This window comes from Bosea beijingensis (assembly GCF_030758975.1).
In the GTDB taxonomy this organism is placed as follows: domain Bacteria; phylum Pseudomonadota; class Alphaproteobacteria; order Rhizobiales; family Beijerinckiaceae; genus Allobosea; species Allobosea beijingensis.
Genome location: NZ_CP132359.1, coordinates 712438 through 729218 on the forward strand (window position 1 = coordinate 712438; position 16781 = coordinate 729218).

The 16781-nt window shown below is 66.0% G+C and carries 12 protein-coding genes; 5 read left to right on the top strand and 7 right to left on the bottom strand.

What is annotated here, in order from left to right; all coding sequences use genetic code 11:
• Window positions 1-85: 85 nt before the first annotated feature.
• From Q9235_RS03560 to galU, 3 genes are all read right to left on the bottom strand, one after another.
• A complete protein-coding gene (locus tag Q9235_RS03560; RefSeq protein WP_306225412.1) occupies window positions 86-523 on the bottom strand; it encodes an acyl-CoA thioesterase in 438 nt (145 codons plus the stop codon).
• Window positions 520-1407, bottom strand: a complete 888-nt coding sequence (locus tag Q9235_RS03565; protein WP_306225413.1) for a methyltransferase domain-containing protein — start codon at window positions 1405-1407, stop codon at window positions 520-522. Before Q9235_RS03565 ends, Q9235_RS03560 begins: the two co-directional genes overlap by 4 nt.
• Before the next feature lie 103 nt (window positions 1408-1510).
• Window positions 1511-2389, bottom strand: a complete 879-nt coding sequence (gene galU, locus Q9235_RS03570) for a UTP--glucose-1-phosphate uridylyltransferase GalU (RefSeq protein ID WP_306225414.1) — start codon at window positions 2387-2389, stop codon at window positions 1511-1513.
• Window positions 2390-2558: 169 nt separating this feature from the next.
• Between galU and galE the strand changes: the two genes are divergently transcribed.
• Complete coding sequence (gene galE / locus Q9235_RS03575) at window positions 2559-3551, top strand: UDP-glucose 4-epimerase GalE (RefSeq protein ID WP_306225416.1); 993 nt, start codon at window positions 2559-2561, stop codon at window positions 3549-3551.
• Between the two features lie 164 nt (window positions 3552-3715).
• Window positions 3716-4207 carry a hypothetical protein gene (locus tag Q9235_RS03580; protein ID WP_306225417.1) on the top strand — a complete coding sequence of 164 codons (492 nt, stop codon included), beginning with the start codon at window positions 3716-3718 and terminating at the stop codon, window positions 4205-4207.
• A gap of 94 nt (window positions 4208-4301) precedes the next feature.
• Here Q9235_RS03580 and rnk read toward each other — a convergent pair whose 3' ends face one another.
• A complete protein-coding gene (rnk, locus tag Q9235_RS03585) occupies window positions 4302-4712 on the bottom strand; it encodes a nucleoside diphosphate kinase regulator (RefSeq protein ID WP_306225418.1) in 411 nt (136 codons plus the stop codon).
• Between the two features lie 382 nt (window positions 4713-5094).
• Between rnk and Q9235_RS03590 the strand changes: the two genes are divergently transcribed.
• Together Q9235_RS03590 and Q9235_RS03595 are read left to right on the top strand one after the other, a co-directional pair.
• Window positions 5095-6330, top strand: a complete 1236-nt coding sequence (locus Q9235_RS03590) for a lytic murein transglycosylase (RefSeq protein ID WP_306225420.1) — start codon at window positions 5095-5097, stop codon at window positions 6328-6330.
• Window positions 6331-6386: 56 nt separating this feature from the next.
• Window positions 6387-7589 (top strand): SGNH/GDSL hydrolase family protein, encoded by a 1203-nt coding sequence (locus Q9235_RS03595; RefSeq protein ID WP_306225422.1) that lies wholly within the window; start codon window positions 6387-6389, stop codon window positions 7587-7589.
• A gap of 7 nt (window positions 7590-7596) precedes the next feature.
• Here Q9235_RS03595 and Q9235_RS03600 read toward each other — a convergent pair whose 3' ends face one another.
• A complete protein-coding gene (locus Q9235_RS03600) occupies window positions 7597-9111 on the bottom strand; it encodes an ABC-F family ATP-binding cassette domain-containing protein (RefSeq protein ID WP_306225423.1) in 1515 nt (504 codons plus the stop codon).
• Window positions 9112-9608: 497 nt separating this feature from the next.
• On the opposite strand from Q9235_RS03600, the gene Q9235_RS03605 reads away from it, so the two are divergent.
• Window positions 9609-9917, top strand: coding sequence for a DUF6958 family protein (locus Q9235_RS03605; RefSeq protein ID WP_306225425.1), 309 nt, complete (start codon window positions 9609-9611; stop codon window positions 9915-9917).
• A 331-nt stretch (window positions 9918-10248) separates the two neighbouring features.
• Here the strand turns inward: Q9235_RS03605 and Q9235_RS03610 are convergent, their stop codons facing one another.
• Together Q9235_RS03610 and gltB are read right to left on the bottom strand one after the other, a co-directional pair.
• The gene (locus tag Q9235_RS03610; RefSeq protein WP_306225426.1) at window positions 10249-11673 is read right to left on the bottom strand and encodes a glutamate synthase subunit beta; all 1425 of its coding nucleotides are present in this window, start codon (window positions 11671-11673) and stop codon (window positions 10249-10251) included.
• Between the two features lie 98 nt (window positions 11674-11771).
• On the bottom strand, window positions 11772-16460 hold the full coding sequence (gene gltB, locus Q9235_RS03615) for a glutamate synthase large subunit (protein ID WP_306225427.1): 4689 nt from the start codon (window positions 16458-16460) through the stop codon (window positions 11772-11774).
• Window positions 16461-16781: the final 321 nt, after the last annotated feature.

Sequence of the window (16781 nt, forward strand, 5' to 3'; positions counted from 1 at the left end):
TTCCTGGCGGGTCCGGCGATAGGGGTTGGCAGGGGCATAGCCTGCCTCGGCCCGCGAGACAACATTCCCGGTGCGGACGGCGCTTTCAGCGCTGGATGGCGGCAAGCGCAGCCCTGAGCGGCGGCGGGATCGGCACGGGCTTCTGGCTCGCCCGCTCGACATAGACGTGGGTGAAGCGCCCTTGCGCCGCCGCTTGATCGCCACCCTGCCGGAAGATGCCGATGCGATAGGTCACCGAGCTGTTGCCGAGCCGCTCGACGGCGATCCCGGCCTCCACGGTCTCGGGGAAGGCGACGCTCTCGAAATAGGTGCAGCCGGTCTCGGCCACGAGCCCGACTATGTCGCTGCCGGAAAGGTCGAGGAAGCCGTTCTCGATCAGCCAGGCATTCACCGCGGTGTCGAACCAGCCATAATAGACCACGTTGTTGACGTGGCCGAAGGCGTCGTTGTCATGCCAGCGCGTCGGAATGGCGCGGAAGGCGCGGAAATCGGCGCGGGTCAGGCGGGGCTGGCGTTCGCTCATTCCACACCTCCCGGCTTCTCGCCCGCCTTGATCTCCGGCACGCCGAGCGCATCGGCCAGCCGCGTTTTGGCCGAGCCCGGCTTCAATGGTTTCTGCTGGCTCTCATGCGGCGCCCAACCGGAGACCCAGACGAATTCGAACGTCGCCGGCAGGCGCCCGTCCGGATCGGCAAAACGTTCGGCATAGAGCGAAGCCGCGCGCAGCAGCGTCTCGCGCCGCGATGGCGTCTTGCGCCGGGCGACGAGCGTGTTGGCCCAGCCCATGGCGCGCAGGTCGCGGAACAGCCCGAAGGCGTCGCGATAGCGCACCGTCACGATCTCACTGTCGATGACCGGCAATGCGAAACCGGCGCGCTGCAGGAGCCCGCCGAGATCGCGCAGGTCGGCGAAGGGCGCGACGCGCGGGCTGACCCCGCCCGTCGTCTCGCTCTCGGCTTCGAGCAAGGCCTGCCTAATCTCCTGCAAGGTGCGCCCGCCGAGCAGACAGCCCATGAACAGCCCGTCGGGCTTCAGCGCCCGCTTGATCTGGATGAAGGCGCCAGGCAGGTCGTTGACCCCGTGCAGCGCCAGCAGCGAAACGGCGAGATCGAGCGAACCAGCAGCGAAAGGCAGGCTCTCAAGATCGCCGACGAGATCGGCCTGACCGCCCCTGGCTTCGGCCATGCGCAGGACACGACCAGCCTTGCCGGCGAGAATGGGGGCGAGGACCGGCAGCGGGGTGCCGAGGTCGGCCGCGACCGCGAATTCACGCAGCACCGCGCCAAGCCGATCCTCCAGATCCCCGGCCGCACGTTGCAGCAGGAAATCCGGATAGTCGCCGGCCAGCGCGCGCCTCAGCCGCGAACGGCCGAGTGCCCGGTCGAAGACAAGACTCTGGTCACTCAACTTTGCACCGTCAGCAAGACGTAAGCCCTCACCCTTCGAGGTGCCATTCCTATTCGGAACAGCTCCTCAGGACGAGGGCTGAGTTGAACGAGCCGTGTGCCGCTCAGCGGTCGAGCAGCTTCTCGATTTCAGCGCGCAACTGCGGGCCGAGGTCGCCGCGATCGAGCGCATAGGCGATATTCGCCGTGAGGAAGCCGATCTTCGAGCCGGTATCGTAAATCTCGCCGTCGAAACGCACGGCATGGAACGCTTCCTGCCGCGACAGCGCGATCATCGAATCGGTCAACTGGATCTCGCCGCCTGCGCCCTTCTCCTGATTGGCGAGCAGGTTGAAGATCGTGGGCTGCAAGATGTAACGGCCGGTGATGTGGAGATTGGACGGGGCCGTGCCCTTCGGCGGCTTCTCGACCATGCCGGTGATCTTCGAGACCTTGGCCTTGGCGTCCTGGACACCGACGATGCCATATTGATGGGTCTGGTCGTCCGGCACGGGGGCGACGGCGATATGGTTGCCGCCATGCTGGTCATAGGCCTCGATCATCTCGGCGAGGCAGCCTTTGCCGGCGCTGTAATGCAGCATGTCGGGCAGCAGCAGCGCGAAGGGCTCGTCACCGACGATCTCGCGCGCGCACCAGACGGCATGGCCGAGGCCGAGCGGCGCCTGCTGGCGGGTGAAGCTGGTCGCGCCGGCGGCCGGCAGGTCGTGCTTCAGCGCCTCCAGTTCCTTCGTCTTGTTGCGCTTGGCCAACGTGTCGTCGAGCTCGTAGGCCATGTCGAAATGGTCCTCGATCACTGCCTTGTTGCGGCCGGTGACGAAGATGAAATGCTCGATGCCGGCGGCGCGCGCCTCGTCCACGACATGCTGCACGACCGGACGGTCGACGATGGTGAGCATCTCCTTCGGGATCGCCTTGGTGGCGGGCAGGAAGCGGGTGCCAAGACCAGCGACGGGAAGAACGGCCTTGCGGATGCGTTTCGTCATGAAAAATCCATTGGGCGCAATAGCCTTGCCGAAGCCAGGCAGTGATGGGAACGGCCGCACAACTGTCATGGTTGGCGGCCATCAGGCGGTATTAGCTGACAGGCCTTGAGAAGCCGTCAACGGTTTTTCGATAGATCCGGTTCCTGACGAAGATGAGGCGAGAGAGACGATGGCGGTATTGGTTTCCGGCGGCGCCGGCTACATCGGCAGCCACATGGTTCTGGAATTGCTGGATCGCGGCGAGAAGGTCGTGGTGCTCGACAATCTCTCGACCGGCTTCTGGTGGGCGGTGCCGCCCGAGGCGATCTTCGTCCAGGGCGATATCGGCAACCAGGAACTCGTCGAGGGCCTGATCGGCGAATATGAGATCACCGAGATCGCGCATTTCGCCGCCAGGATCGTGGTTCCGGAATCCGTTTCCGACCCTCTGGGCTATTATTTCAACAATACCGTGAAGACCCGCGGGCTGATCGAGAGCGCCGCCCGCAAGGGCGTGAAGCACGTGATCTTCTCCTCCACAGCCGCCGTCTATGGCGAGCCGCCGGTCTCGCCTGTGCCGGAAGAGATCGCGCTGAACCCGATCAACCCCTATGGCCGCTCGAAATTGATGAGCGAGTGGATGCTGCAGGACGCGGCCAAGGCCCATGGCTTCTCCTACGTGGCGCTGCGCTATTTCAACGTCGCCGGCGCCGATCCGAAGGGCCGCTCCGGCCAGTCCTCGCCGAACGCGACCCATCTCATCAAGGTCGCGAGCCAGGCGGCGCTCGGCCAGCGCGACGGCCTCACCGTCTTCGGCACCGACTATGCGACGCCGGACGGCACCTGCGTGCGCGACTATATCCACGTCACCGATCTCGCCCGCGCGCATCTGGCTGCGCTCGACCATCTGCGCGGCGGCGGAGAGAGCCTCACGCTGAACTGCGGCTATGGCCGCGGTTATTCGGTGAAGGAGGTCGTCGAGGTCGTGAAGAAGGTATCCGGCGTCGATTTCCCGGTGACGCTGGCGGAACGCAGGGCCGGCGACCCGGCCTCGCTGATCGCCCGGGCCGACCGCATCCGCGCCGAACTGGGCTGGCAGCCGGAGCATGACGATCTCGACGAGATCGTCGGCCAGGCGCTCGCCTGGGAAGAGAAGCTCAGGATGAAGAACGCCTCGGCCTGAGATTCACGCCGCTTGCCTCGCGCAGGCAGCACCACCCTCTTTGACGGAGTGTGAATTCAGCCCGCCAATGTGAACCTTACCGAGGCTCGCGACGATAAACGAGGTACAGTTCGCTCAGATCGCTCCCCGCTTTTCGGAGTCGACGCCAAAACCAGAGGCGCGTCATGAAAGCAGCAGAGATCAATCGCTATCTGATCCGATTTGGCTATCTCGACGGCTTCGAAAAGCTTCTGCGCTCAAAAGCCATCCACCCGTCTCCCGCAAAGATCGGCCAGATCCGGGCCAGGCTCTTCAAGCTCCTGCTGTGGAAGATCACGCAGGGGAAGAAGGAGATCAATCGTCTCCAGACCGCCATCGACCAGTTGGAGATGGCCTGCCGCGGCGGCCTGGATGCCAAGCGGATGGAAAACAACGCCGCTTATTCGGCCGTCGTCGACCGGCTCGTCTCGCCGCTTCAGGATTTCGACGGCTGGGTGATCAGCCTCTTCGAAACGGACATGGCGCTCCTGTCGAACATTCACAATCCCACGACTGCGGACAACCGGATCGACTCGCTTTCGGGCTCGTTCAATGCTTTGTGGCGGCAAAGAATGGCGGATGAGGACGGCCTTGTGAGCCATCCGGACCTGTTCGATCTGTCCATTCACATTGACTAGCGCCCATGCGCGGTTACGAGGCAGCCCCGATCAGGCGACCTCTGTCATTCCGGGGGCCGCGCCTGCGGCATGCCCTCGGAATGACAGGAGGGAGTCAGGACGCGGCCTGCTCCTGCGCCGGCTCGCGAACCTCCAGCACGGTCAGGCGCTTCACGTCGCCCGAGCGCGTCGTCCAGTCGATCGATCGCTCGGCCGCCATACCGATCAACGCGACGCCGATCGGCGTCATCACCGAGATGCGGTTCTTCTCGATATCGGCATGCTCAGGCCATACCAACGTGACGGCGGTCTCCCGCTTGGTGCTCTCGTCGCGATAGACGATCTGGCTGCCGATCCGGGCATGGTCATGCGAGACGCGGCCCTCCGGCAGGATGCGGGCGCGATCGAGCTCATGGGTCAGCTCGGCAGCGAGGTCGGGCATGGTATGGGCCGCGCCGGCCGCGATGCGGCTCAGCATGGCATGGTCCGCGGCCGTGACGGTGATGGCGGGACGCTTGGTGGACATCAGGACAGGTCTTTCATCGAAAAGGCGAGCGCCCGCCGGCGGACGAAAACCGCACGGCATCCAAAGGTCGAACTCGCAGGGAAACTGGGAAGAGGAAGCGCCCCCGAACCGGAGGCGCCAAGCGCGACAGGCCCGGGGCTAGAAGCCCGCGATGAGGTTGCCCGAGCGGTGCAGGCCGCGGCGGAAGGGGGACGCGCTGTTCATCCGCCGAGAGTCTGACAATCACCGAGGCTTGTCAAATCACGAACACGTCTCATTGCCAGCCGCGCCTTAGTGTCGCTGACAGGTCCGGACGCCACCCCACTGGCGCTCCCTTAACCCTTGGTTAATCTTGTTCGGGCGCTGTGAAGATGTTTCCATCCAGCATTCGCCGGGAGTGTCCATGCGTCTGTCCGTCATCGCAGCCTCAGTCCTGATCAGCCTGGCACCGGCGCTGGCCCAGACCACCGGCTCGATCAACGCGTCCGGCGCCCAGGCCCGCAGCAATGCGCAGGCGACCCCGGCGAGCGCCTCCTTCGACGTTTTCGTGCAACGGCTCTGGCCGCTGGCTCAAGGCCGCGGCATTTCGCGCGCCACGTTCGACCTCGCCTTCCGCGGCGTGACGCCGGATCCGTCGATCGTCGCGCTGACGAAGAAGCAGTCCGAGTTCAGCGCCCCGATCTGGAACTATCTGGAGAATGCCGTCGGCGGCTCGCGCATCCAGCGCGGGCGCGAGGCCGCGGCCGAAAATGCCTCCGTGCTCGCGCAGGTCGAGGCGCGCTACGGCGTGCCCAAGGAGGTCGTCCTCGGCGTCTGGGGCATGGAGACCAATTACGGCTCGTTCAAGGGCGGCAAGGATGTCATCCGCTCGCTCGCGACGCTGGCTTCGATCCGCTATCGCGGCGACTTCTTCCGCGATGAACTCCTGACCGCTCTCGAACTGATCGAGAAGGGCCATGTCGAGCGCAGCGAATTGAAAGGCTCCTGGGCTGGCGCCATGGGCCACACCCAGTTCATGCCGTCGAGCTACATGAAATATGCGGTCGACTGGACCGGCGACGGCCACGCCGACATCTGGACCTCGTCGAGCGACGCCATCGCCTCAACCGCCAATTATCTCAAGGGCTATGGCTGGGTGCCCGGCCTGCCCTGGGGCATGGAGGTGACGCTTCCTGCCGGCTTCGACCACCGCCTGGACAAGGCGAGCTTCTCCAGCTTCGCTTCCGCCGGCATCCGCCGCGCCGATGGCGGGCGCCTGCCCTCCTCCGGCGAAGGCCGCCTGTTCTATCCGGCCGGTCATACCGGCCCGGTGATGCTGCTCACTGCCAATTTCGACGTCATCAAGAAATACAACTCGTCGGATGCCTATGCGATGGCCGTCGGCCATCTCGGCGACCGCATCGCCGGGCGCGCCGCGATCCAGGGCAACTGGCCGACCAAGGCCCCGCGCCTCGACATGGCCGCGACCCGCGATCTCCAGAACCGCCTGAAGGCGCTCGGCCTCTACAATCACGATGCTGATGGCCGCATCGGCACAGGCACGCGCGAGGCGGTCCGCCGCTACCAGATCAGCGCCGGCGAGATCGCCGACGGCTATCCCACGCCGGCCCTGCTGTCGAAGCTGCGCGGCAAGCGCTGACTTCGGGCCGGCCCGGGCCTATAATGGGGAGCGAAGGGGAACCACCGGATCGGCCTATGCGCCTGCGCTCGCTCGCCATGGTTCTGGCTGCCGCCTGCCTGCTCCTGCTGACGGGCGGGCCGACCTCTCTCGCCCAGCAGCAGCCGCAACAGCGCAGCCTGTTCCAGATGTTCTGGCAGATCCCGGCCCAGCCGCGAAACGCGACGCCGCAGCCGCGCCAGCGCGTCGCGCCGGCCGTCCGCCGCCGCGATGCGCCCGTCGTCGTCCGCGACGATCCGGTCATCCCCAAGGTCGATGTCACCAGCCGCATCGTGGTCATGGGCGATTCCCTCGCCAATCTCCTGGCGAACGGCCTGGACGACGCCCTCAACAACCGGCCCGATGTCGAGGTGATCCACAAGGCCAAGCCCGATTCCGGCCTGGTGCGCAGCGACTTCTACGACTGGCCGAAGACGATCTCCGAGCTGCTCGCCAGCGACCAGAAGATCAGCATCGGCGTCGTCCTGCTGGGCCTCAACGACCGCCAGCCGATGCGCGAGGGCGAGACCGTCCACGAACCCTTGAGTCCGCGCTGGCTCGAACTCTACAGCGACCGGATCGACGCCATCGCCAACGCCTTCGCCGGCAAGCGCGTGCCCTTGATCTGGGTCGGTGCGCCGCCGATGCAGAACGGACGGCTCTCGGCCGATCTCGTCACCTTCAACGACCTCTATCGCCAGCGTGTCGAGAAGGCGGGCGGGCAATATGTCGATCTCTGGGGCGGCTTCGTCGATGCCGAGAACCGCTATGCCGCGACCGGCCCGGACGTCTCCGGCCAGCCGGTGCGCCTGCGCCTCGGCGACGGCATCCATTTCACCGCGGCCGGCGCCCGCAAGGCCGCGCATTTCGTCGATCTCGTCATCCGCCGGATGATCGAGGCCGCCCCGCAGAACAGCGTCATCGCCCTGCCCGTCTCGCCCGAGACCGGCGCCCCCAGCGCGCCGGAGCTCCAGCCCGGCGGCGTCGAGCGCCTGATCGACCAGATGGTCGCGGGCGTGCCGACGATCGGCCTGCCCGCCGCCTTGCAGGCCCGCCCGCTCGCCGGGCCGATCCAGCCACTCACCGGCCAGGCCGCGCTCTCCGAGCAGCCGCTGCTCGCCTCGATCGCCGAGGCGCGCGGGCGCGGCGACGCCGCCCTCCAGCTCGAACGCGTCTTCGGCCAGGGCATCGCGCCGGACCCGCTTCCGGGCCGGCTCGACGATTACCGCTGGCCGCGCTGAACCCGCGTCATCCCGCCATCAATCGGTCGAAGACCGGATCGGGATCGTCGACCTCGACCAGCTTCTTGCCGGCGATGACCCAGATCCGCGTCGCCACCGCCCGCACGAAGGCGCGGTCATGGCTGACCAGCAGGCAAGCCGTTTCCTGCTTGATCAATTCGCTCTCCAGCATGTCCTGCCCCTCGATATCGAGATGGTTGGTCGGCTCGTCCAGCAGGTAGAAGTTCGGCTCGATCAGGCGCAGCAGCAGCATCGCGAGCCGCGCGCGCTGCCCGCCCGAGAGGCGTGCCGTCGGTGCAGTCTGCGCTTCGCTGGCGATCCCGGCGCCGGCCAGCACGGTGCGCGCCGTCTGGTCGCCGAGATCGCTGGAATGCTTCACCGCATCCCAGGGCGTGCGCCAGGCGTCGAGCTGCGACAGGCCCTGATCGGAACAGCCGGCCTTCAGGGTCGCGGCGCCGCGGATCTCCGGATCCGAGCCGCCCAGCGCCGCCTGCAAGCGCGCGACGAAGCGCGTCTTGCCGCTGCCGTTGGCGCCGAGCAGCGCGATGCGGTCGCCCTTCTCGATCCAGAGCGGACCGGTGCGGAACAGCAGGCGCCCGTCCGGCGTGCCGACTGTCGTTTCCTTGATCGAGACCAGCGCCTTGGCATGGGTGCCGCTGCTGGCCAGCCGGATCGTGCCGGCCGAGCGCTCCTTGTGACCGGGCCTGGCCTGTTCCTCCAGCTTGTCGGCGCGTTCGGACAGTTGCTTGGTCTTGACCACCAGCAGGTCGGAGCCGGAATTGATGCCGATATTCTTCAGCTTGGCCGCCTGTTGGCGAAGCGCCTTGACCTTGCGCATCTCGTTCTCGAACTGCCGGCCCCGCGCCGCGTCGCGCTCTTCCAGAGCCTGCAGGGCGTGCGAATAGGGCAAGGCGAAATCGGCGCTCTCGGCCGGACGCAGAAACAGGGTGCGCGTGCTGACATCGTCGAGAAATGCGCGGTCATGGCTGGCGGCTATCACGGCGCAGTCGCGCGGCAGATTGGCGAGGAAGCGTTCCAGCAGGCCGATGCGTTCGAGATCGAGATGGTTCGTCGGCTCGTCCAGCAAGAGCAGGTCCGGCTCGATCACCACCGCCCGCGCCAGCAGCATCGTGCGCTGCCAGCCGCCGGAGAGGCTGCCGACTGCGCGGGCACGCAGGCTCTCCTCGACCATGAGATCGTCGAGCAGCACGTCGACGCGCCAGCTCTCGGACTCGGCCGCCTCGGCATCGAGCGCATCCAGCACGGCATCGTAGAGGCTCATCGTCAGCAGGCGTTCGGGCGGATCCTGCGGCGCGAAGGCGGTGACGAGGCCGCGCGAGCGAGTCAGCGTTCCGCCGCTCGCTTCCTCGGTGCCGGCCAGGATGCGCAGGAGCGAAGACTTGCCGCGCCCATTGGCGACGACGAGGCCGAGCCGGTCGCCCTTGGCGATGGCGAGGTCGAGGCCGGCAAACAGGGGAGCGCTACGAGCGAGCGACAGGTCTTTCAGGGTGATCAGGGACATCGGAATCTCATCAAGTCAGGCATGCGCGCAAGAGCGCGCCAACAAAGGCTGACGATGAGACGACGATGCGTTCCCGGTCAGCCCCGCGAGGTGAAGCGCGGGGCGCAGACAGGTCCGCGGGTGCGGCAACGGAAGCGGCGGCGCGGCGCCTGCTTCCCCTTCAGGGTCGATTCCATGATGGCGATCATAGCGATGGCGAGACCGGTGAACAGGGCGCCGCAGGTATGAGGGGCGCGAGCCCGGCGCGGAGCTCGCTCATGACATGGATTGACCTCTTTCGGATCAGATTGTGCGCGTCACTGTTCAAACGTTGCCGGTCGGCGCCGCTCTTGTCATTCCGGGGCTTCGCGCAGCGAGGAACCCGGAAGCCACGACTGGGCGAGCCGCCGGCAATGAATACGGAATGTCCTACCCAGTCGTGGGTTCCGGGTTCGCGCCTGCGGCGCGCCCCGGAATGACAGCCGTATGTTTCAGAACCGCAGCAGCGAGAGAGATCGATGGCTGACGACAAGATCGAGATCGAGAACGTCAATACGCCCGGCAAGACCGAGCGGGTCGACCGGGCCAAATACCTCGGGATGCGCAAGGCGCTGCTGAACATCCTGCCGGAGGCCGCGCCGGGCCTGAAGGTTTCCGAAGCCAAGGAAGCGCTGCTGCCGCATCTGCCCGACACTCTGTTTCCACAGGGCAAGACGGCGGGATGGTGGCTGAAGGCCGTGCAGCTCGATCTCGAAGCCAAGGGCACGATCAGGCGCGCGCCCGGCTCGCCGGTCCGGCTCTACAAGGCCGGGACGGTGAAGAACTGACGCCGATCCGGGTCAACCGGGGATCGGCCCTATCGACATCTCCGCCGAGTTCAATCCAGGGAGGCAAATTTCAAAAATCAGGAAAATGCCTCAGAAATGCATAAATACATACAGACCATAGCAATATCAAGCATATATGCATGATAAAGGCAGCCTTGAATATTCCCCCTTGCGTATCAAAAGAATAAACTACTTTCGGCCCAACGATGAAACCCGTCTTGAGCGCGACCCAGATTATCCGAGACGATGTATAAACTCCCCAAACCGAGACTGCTACAACAAAGGCAGCGACGCCCAATTTAGCAAAAGAGTTCATCACAAACCCTTCTCCTCACACCGGCAGGATCGTCGCGCCCATCAGCTCCTTGTCGATGGCATGGGCCGCCTGGCGGCCCTCGCGGATCGCCCAGACCACCAGCGACTGGCCGCGACGCATGTCACCGGCGACGAAGACCTTGCCGACGCTGGTCTTGTAGTCGCGGTCATTGGCGACGACGTTGGCACGCTTGTCTACGCCTACGCCCGATTGCGCGATCATGCCCTCGATCACCGATCCGGCGAAGCCGATGGCGAGGAAGCAGAGATCGGCCTGGAGCACGAATTCGCTGCCGGGAACGGGCTTTCGCTTCTCGTCGACGCGGGCGCATTTCACGCCGGTGAGCCGGCCGTTGCGGCCTTCGAGGCCAAGCGTCGCCGCCTGGAACTCGCGCTCGGCCCCCTCGGCCTGCGAGGACGAGGTGCGGAACTTGGTCGGCCAGTACGGCCAGACGGTGAGCTTGTCCTCCAGCTCCGGCGCCATCGGCCGGATGTCGAGCTGCGTCACCGAGAGCGCCCCCTGCCGGAAGGCGGTGCCGACGCAGTCCGAAGCGGTATCGCCGCCGCCGACCACGACGACATGCTTGCCGGCGGCACTGATCGGCGCCTCGTTCGAAACATCCTCGCCGCCGACGCGCTTGTTCTGCTGGGTCAGGTACGGCATCGCGTAGTGGACGCCGGCAAGGTTGGTGTCCGGCAGGCCCGGATCGCGCGGCGCTTCGGCGCCGCCTGTCATCAGCACCGCGTCATGCTCGGCCATCAGCGTGGCGAAGGGCAGGGTCACGCCGATATTGGCATTGTAGTGGAAGGTCACGCCTTCCGCCTCCATCTGCTTCACCCGGCGGTCGATATGCTTCTTCTCCATCTTGAAGTCGGGGATGCCGTAGCGCAGCAGGCCGCCGGCCTTGGCCTCGCGCTCATAGAGATGGACATCGTGCCCGACGCGGGCGAGCTGTTGCGCCGCGGCCATCCCGGCAGGACCGGAGCCGACGATGGCGATGCGCTTGCCGGTGCGCTTGGCCGGGATTTCCGGCGCGATCCAGCCCTCTTCCCAGCCCTTGTCGGCGATCGCCTGCTCGATCGTCTTGATCGTCACCGGCATGTTTTCGAGGTTGAGCGTGCAGGCTTCCTCGCAAGGCGCCGGGCAGATGCGGCCGGTGAATTCCGGGAAGTTGTTGGTGGAGTGGAGGTTGCGCAAGGCATCCTCCCAGCCGCCGGAATAGACCAGCTCGTTCCAGTCCGGAATCTGGTTATGCACCGGGCAGCCGGTCGGCCCATGGCAGAACGGGATACCGCAATCCATGCAGCGCGCCGCCTGCTTCTTGATGTCGCGCTCCTCCAGGGGAAGCGTGAACTCGCGGAAGTGGCGAATGCGGTCGCCGGCGAGCTGATATTTCTGCTCCTGCCGGTCGAATTCGAGAAAGCCCGTGACCTTGCCCATGCCGTTTCTCTCGCCGTGTGCGCGGGGCGTCCCCGTGCGCGTGCCTTGACTTGATCGAGATGCCGGGACCGTGACGGCCCCGGCGGGGTGGCGTTCGCTTATTCCGCAGCCTGCAAGGTGCGGGCCTGTTCCATCTCGCGCAGCGCGCGGCGGTACTCGACCGGCATCACCTTGACGAACTTGGTGCGGTAATCCGCCCAGTTGTCGAGGATGGTGCGGGCGCGCTCCGAGCCGGTGTAGTCGACATGGTTCGTCAGCATCTGCATCAGGCGCTCTTCATCGTGGCCCGACATGTTGGTCATGTCGATCCGGCCCTTGTGCTCGAGATCGCCGCCGTGATGGTGCAGGCGCTCCATCAGGTCCTCTTCCTCTTCGACCGGTTCGAGATCGACCATCGAGAGGTTGCAGCGCGATTTGAAGGTGCCGTCCTCGTCCAGCACATAGGCGATGCCGCCCGACATGCCGGCCGCGAAATTGCGCCCGGTCTGGCCGATGACCGCGACGACGCCGCCGGTCATGTATTCGCAGCCATGGTCGCCCGTCCCTTCCACCACCGCGATGGCGCCGGAATTGCGCACCGCGAAGCGCTCGCCCGCGACGCCGCGGAAATAGGCCTCGCCCGCGATCGCGCCGTAGAGCACGGTGTTTCCGACGATGATCGAACGCTCGGCCACCGCCTTGGTCGCCGGATCGGGCTTCACGATCACCTTGCCGCCGGAGAGGCCCTTGGCGACATAGTCGTTGGCTTGGCCGGTGAGCTCGACCGTGACGCCGGCCGCGAGGAAGGCCGCGAAGCTCTGGCCCGAAGTGCCGGTGAGCTTCACCGTGATCGTGTCTTCCGGCAGGCCGGCATGGCCGTACTTCTTCGCGACCGCGCCCGAGAGCATCGCGCCCGTGCTGCGGTCGACATTGCCGACCGGCTTCTCGATCACGACCGGCGTGCCGGTCTCGATCGCATTCGCCGCCTCGGCCAGGAGCTGGCGGTCGAGCACGGTGTCGATCGGGTGCTTCTGCAACTCGACATGGCGGATCGCCACGCCCGGCAGATCGACCTTGTGGAAGAGCTTGGTGAAGTCGAGTCCGTTCGCCTTCCAGTGTTCGATCGCATCGCGCTTGTCGAGCAGGTCCGAGCGGCCGACGATCTCCTCGATCTTCGTGAAGCCCATCTCCGCCATGATCCGGCGGACATCCTCGGCCACGAAGAAGAAGTAGTTCACGACATGCTCGGGCAGGCCCTTGAAGCGCTTGCGCAGCACCGGGTCCTGCGTCGCGACGCCGACCGGGCAAGTGTTGAGGTGGCACTTGCGCATCATGATGCAGCCGGCCGCGATCAGGGGCGCGGTCGAGAAGCCGAACTCGTCGGCGCCGAGCAGCGCGCCGATGACGACGTCCCGACCCGTGCGCAACCCGCCATCGACCTGCAAGGCCACGCGGCCGCGCAGATGGTTCAGCACCAGCGTCTGCTGCGTCTCGGCGAGACCGATCTCCCAGGGCGAGCCGGCATGCTTCAGCGAGGTCAGCGGGCTCGCGCCCGTGCCGCCCTCGAAGCCGGAGATGGTGATATGGTCGGCCCGCGACTTGGCGACGCCGGCGGCAACCGTACCGACGCCGATCTCGGAGACGAGCTTCACCGAGACATCGGCCGCCGGGTTGACGTTCTTCAGGTCGAAGATGAGCTGCGCCAGATCCTCGATCGAATAGATGTCGTGATGCGGCGGCGGCGAGATCAGGCCGACGCCCGGGGTCGAATGCCGGGTCCGGGCGATCTTGGCGTCGACCTTGTGGCCGGGGAGTTGGCCGCCCTCGCCGGGCTTGGCGCCCTGCGCCACCTTGATCTGCATCACGTCGGCATTGACGAGATACTCGGTGGTGACGCCGAAGCGGCCGGACGCGATCTGCTTGATCGCCGAGCGCTTCGAGCGGCCATCCGGCATCGGCCGGAAGCGGATCGGCTCTTCGCCGCCCTCGCCGGTGTTTGACTTGCCGCCGATCTGGTTCATCGCGAGCGCGATCGTCTCATGCGCCTCGCGCGAGATCGAGCCGAACGACATCGCGCCGGTGGCGAAGCGCTTCACGATCTCGGCGGCGGGCTCGACGCTCTCCAGCGGCACCGGCGCGCGGCCATTGTCGACGGCCATCTTGACCTTGAACAAGCCGCGGATGGTGCTGAGCCGCTGCGCGTCGTCGTTGACCTGCTGCGCGAACTCCTCGTAGCGATCCTGCGCGTTGAGACGCACAGCATGCTGGAGCGAGGCGACGACATCCGGCTTCCAGACATGGTCCTCGCCGCGGACGCGGTACATGTACTCGCCGCCGATATCGAGGCTGTTGCGGTAGAGCGGCGAGTCGCCGAAAGCGTCGCGATGCCGGCGCAGGCTCTCCTCGGCGATCTCGTCGAGACCGACGCCCTCGATCGCCGTGCCCGTGCCGAAGAAGAACTTGTCGACGAAGGCGCTCTTCAGGCCGACGGCGTCGAAGATCTGCGCGCCGCAATAGGACTGGTAGGTCGAGATGCCCATCTTGGACATGACCTTCAGCACGCCCTTGCCGACCGACTTGATGTAGCGCTTCACCACCTCGTCGGCATCGACCTCCTCGGGGAAGGCGCCCTGCTCATGCTGGTCGAGCAGGGTGTCGAAGGCGAGATAGGGGTTGATCGCCTCGGCGCCGTAGCCGGCGAGGCAGCAAAAATGATGGATCTCACGCGGCTCACCGGATTCGACGACGAGGCCGACCGAGGTGCGCAGGCCCTTGCGGATCAGGTGATGATGCACCGCCGCCGTCGCCAGCAGCGCCGGGATCGGGATGCGGTCCGGCCCGACCTGCCGGTCCGACAGGATGATGATGTTGTAGCCGCCATGGACGGCAGCCTCGGCGCGCTCGCAGAGCCGCACCACCGCGCCCTCCATCCCAGACGCGCCTTCGCGGGCCGGATAGGTGAAGTCGATCGTCTTGGTGTCGAAGCGATCCTCGTAATGGCCGATGCAGCGGATCTTCTCGAGATCGTCATTGGTCAGGATCGGTGTGCGGACCTCCAGGCGCTTGCGCCGCGAGGTGCCTTCGAGGTCGAGGATATTCGGGCGCGGCCCGATGAAGGAGAGCAGGCTCATCACCAGCTCTTCGCGGATCGGGTCGATCGGCGGGTTCGTGACCTGCGCGAAGTTCTGCTTGAAATAGGTGTAGAGCAGCTTCGACTTGAGCGAGAGCGCCGAGATCGGCGTATCAGTGCCCATGGAGCCCACGGCTTCCTGCCCGGTCACCGCCATCGGCGCCATCAGCAGGCGGACATCCTCGGTGGTGTAGCCGAAGGATTGCTGGCGATCGAGCAGCGGCACGTCGGTGCGCGAGGCCCGCGCCTCGACCGGCGGCAGATCCTCCAGCACGATCTGGGTGCGCTTCAGCCAGTCCTTGTAGGGGTTGGCGAGGCAGAGCGAGGTCTTGATCTCGTCATCGCCGATGATGCGGCCCTGTTCGAGATCGATCAGCAGCATCTTGCCGGGCTGAAGGCGCCACTTCTCGACGATCTTCTCCTCCGGGATCGGCAGCACGCCGAATTCCGAAGCGAGCACGACGAGGCCATCGTCGGTGACGAGATAGCGCGCGGGGCGCAGGCCGTTGCGGTCCAGCGTCGCGCCGATCTGGCGCCCGTCGGTGAAGGCGATCGCTGCCGGCCCGTCCCAGGGCTCCATCAGCGCGGCGTGATACTCGTAGAAGGCGCGCCGCTCCTCGTTCATCAGCGGGTTGCCGTTCCACGCCTCCGGCACCAGCATCATCATGGCATGGGCGAGCGAGTAGCCGCCCTGTACCAGGAATTCGAGCGCGTTGTCGAAGCAGGCGGTGTCCGACTGGCCCTCATAGGAGATCGGCCAGAGCTTCGAGATATCCGAGCCGAACAGATCGGAATCGACGCTCGCCTGCCGCGCCGCCATCCAGTTGACGTTGCCGCGCAGCGTGTTGATCTCGCCGTTATGGGCGACCATCCGATAGGGATGGGCGAGGCGCCAGGATGGGAAGGTGTTGGTCGCAAAGCGCTGGTGGACGAGGGCGAGCGCACTGACGAAGCGCTCGTCCTGCAGGTCCTTGAAGTAGGAGCCGAGCTGGTTCACCAGCACCATGCCCTTGTAGACGATGGTGCGGCAGGACATCGAGACGGGGTAGTACTCCGCCGTCTTGCGCTCCTGATGCTTGTAGACCTTGTTCGAAACCGACTTGCGGAGGACATAGACCTGCCGCTCGAATTCGTCCTCATCGGTGATGTCGTCGGGACGGCCGACGAAGAGCTGGCGATGCATCGGCTCGGTCGCGAGCACCGCATGGCCGAGATCGCTGTTGTCGACCGGCACGTCGCGCCAGCCGAGGAAGACGAGCCCCTCCTCCGCCACGGTCTGCGAGATGATCTCCTCGCACATCGCCCGAGCGGCCGGATCGCGCGGCATGAAGAACTGGCCGATCGCGTAGTGGCCCTGCTCCGGCAGCGCGATGCCGAGCCGCGCCGTCTCCTCGCGGAAGAACTGGTCGGGTATCTGGACGAGGATGCCGCAGCCGTCGCCGAGCTTCGGATCGGCACCGACCGCGCCGCGATGGTCGATATTGTGCAGGATCTGCAGGCCCTGCTGCACGATCGCATGGCTCTTGCGGTTCTTCATGTCGGCGATGAAACCGACGCCGCACGAGTCTTTCTCGTTATTGGGATCGTACAGGCCCTGGCGCGTCGGCATCGCCGGATCGCGCACGGCCGGAAAGCGCTCGAAAGCCTCTGCGCCGCTCGACTTGCTGGTCACGCTCATCGTCAAACCCCGCTTCCCAGAACCCCGCGAGCTTGCGCCGGCAGGGAGACCCGTCAGTCCATGATCCCGACCGCTGCGGCCCTCGGAGCCGACCTGAAGTCGGCAGCAAGGATGGGGCCAAGGCGGTCCGGCCGTCGTCTTCCTGGAGGCTTTTTTGCTTGCGCTTTGTTTCCACCGCGCCCGCGTCCTCCGCAGGCGCCTCCGGGCGTGCCTCGCCCGTTCGCGCCTGTCTTCAGGCCGTCGTTTTACGGACGGCGCGCGTGCGATTGGCTTTGGCGTTGGTAGCCCGGCCCTTCGTCATGCTCGCCTCCGTTGCGACGG